Genomic DNA, 2257 nt, shown 5'->3' on the forward strand with positions numbered 1-2257 from the left:
TTTTCTATGGAAGGAAAACACGATATTGTAGCACCAATTTTTAAGACCAAGAATTCAGTAGTTAATAAGGAAGAATTTATTCCTCGACCCGCCGCAAAACTACAAGCTGATAACATTGAATTAACGATCTTTAAGGGAGCTAATCCCAGTCTTGCGACTGATATAGCTAAAGTGGTTATTCGTTATGCTCATTAATTGGCAGGCACCGGAGCATGTTTACCTTGTTTGTGGTAAGACAGATCTCCGTAAAGGAATTGACGGTTTAGCGATGGTAGTTGCGGAAAACTTTGGATTGGATTTATATAATAATTCGCTCTTTTTATTTTGTGGTAGTCGCAATGATCGGTTCAAAGCCCTTTATTGGGATGATGAAGGTTTCATTCTGCTATATAAAAGATATGAAAATGGTAGTTTAAGATGGCCTAAGAACAAAAGTGAAGTTAAAGAACTAAAGCCAGAGCAACTAAATGCCTTATTTACAGGTCTATCCCCATTTCCCGAGCGACGTATTCATACAATTAAACCAGGAAATCTATACTAAGCTCTTTTTAAACTGTTTTAGCTCTGATATAATAACAAAAGTTTATTAGATTGGAGGTGACGTACAATGGCTGAGTCATTAAAGAAAGAAAACGAAGCACTACGTGCGCAGTTGAAGAAAGCTCAAGAACAACTTGAACAACAAGCAATTACGATTAAGCAACTACAGGAAATAATTTTTGGAAAAAAAACTGAAGTTTTAGAGCAGGTAGCTGATGGACAATTATCACTGTTTGATCCAGTTGATGATCTGAACTTGGATCAAGAGATTACTGAAGTAGTTAAAACAACAACGACTAAGATCGTACGTCATCGACCAGCGAAGAAACAGCTAACTCGTCAAGAGTTTTTAGACCAACTTCCTCAAGTCGAGGAAGTTGTTTCTTTAAAAACGACCACCTGTCCAGATTGTCAGCACGAAATGGCTCACATTGGAAAGAGGTTGGCACGACGGGAAGCTAGACTAAAAGAGCCTGAATTGTATTGTGCCAACTTATATGAGGAAAGCTATAAGTGTAAACACTGTAGTCAAGATGGAAATGATAAATTGGTAACTAGTAAGGCACCAATGGCTTTATTACCACATAGTTACTTTTCAAGCAGTATTATGGCATTTATCGCCTATTTAAAATTTAATCTGGCGTTGCCTTTCCATCGGCAAGAAAGCTTTGTACAAGGGTTGGGATTACCTGTTAGCGCCAAGCAAATGGCCTCGAATATTATTAAAGTTAGTCAAACGTACTTAGAGCCGTTGTATCAGTATTTAAGCAATACAGTTAGACAAGAACCAGTCATTCATATGGATGAAACACCTTTTAAAGTCGTTGATAGTCCTAAATCCCAAGACTATTTCTGGGTAACGCGGACAACGAAAGAGTTTGCCCAACATCCGGTTGTAGTCTTTCATCATGCCAGTACGCGTTCTGGTAGAATCATTGGACAAATAGTCGGTAATAATTATCCGGGTATTATCATGTGCGATGGGTATAAAGGGTATAGTAATCAACTCTATCCGCAAGCAAAATTTGGTTCGTGCTTAGTGCATATTCGACGAGAATTTGTCAAATTGGTCAAAGCACTGCCAAAAACAATGAAGGCGTCCAAAGCGCAACAAGCAATAACTCTTCTTAGTCAGGTTTTCCATTCGGAAAACCAGTTGAGTTATCAAACGGCCAATGAGAAGTTAGTGCAGCGGCAAATCCATGTCAAACCGCTAATGGATAAATTTTACAATTACATTAGCCAGATTAGCCAGCCGATTGGACAGTTGCGTAAGGCAATTCAGAACGCCATCCAGTTAAAATCACGAGTGTATCGTGTATTTGAAAATGGACAATTACCGTTAAGCAACAATTCAGTTGAGCAAAGTATTCGGCCATCAACACTAATTCGAAAGAATTGTCTATTCGCAAAAACCGAAGAAGGTGCCAAGGCGAACGCCGTCTACTATAGCTTAGTAGAGACAGCTAAACTAAACCAGCTTAACGTCCAGCGGTACTTAGAATACTTGTTTGATCACCTACCAGAGAGCAATTGTCAAGATCTGGCAGCTTTTTTGCCGTGGTCAAAAAACGTACAAGAAGAATGTCGAGAATAGAAAATCCCCGTGAAGCCATCAAGGACGGTTCTACGGGGATTTTTTGTCTGTCAATAACGTGTCAATATGGACTGCTTACCGTTATCAAGAAAAATTAGACAGCTTAACACCAGTACAATA

The 2257-nt window shown here is 38.9% G+C and carries 3 protein-coding genes; all 3 read left to right on the forward strand.

The window, feature by feature from the left end; genetic code table 11:
• The coding region (locus tag AACL61_RS02505; protein ID WP_231125369.1) for a hypothetical protein at window positions 1-195 on the forward strand (195 nt) is incomplete at its 5' end.
• The gene (gene tnpB, locus AACL61_RS02510; protein ID WP_066036014.1) at window positions 185-541 is read left to right on the forward strand and encodes an IS66 family insertion sequence element accessory protein TnpB; all 357 of its coding nucleotides are present in this window, start codon (window positions 185-187) and stop codon (window positions 539-541) included. The genes AACL61_RS02505 and tnpB, both read left to right, overlap by 11 nt.
• A 66-nt stretch (window positions 542-607) precedes the next feature.
• A complete protein-coding gene (tnpC, locus tag AACL61_RS02515; protein ID WP_086120100.1) occupies window positions 608-2137 on the forward strand; it encodes an IS66 family transposase in 1530 nt (509 codons plus the stop codon).
• Window positions 2138-2257 lie beyond the last annotated feature (120 nt).

It is taken from the genome of Limosilactobacillus reuteri subsp. porcinus (assembly GCF_036621895.1).
Lineage (GTDB): Bacteria > Bacillota > Bacilli > Lactobacillales > Lactobacillaceae > Limosilactobacillus > Limosilactobacillus reuteri_J.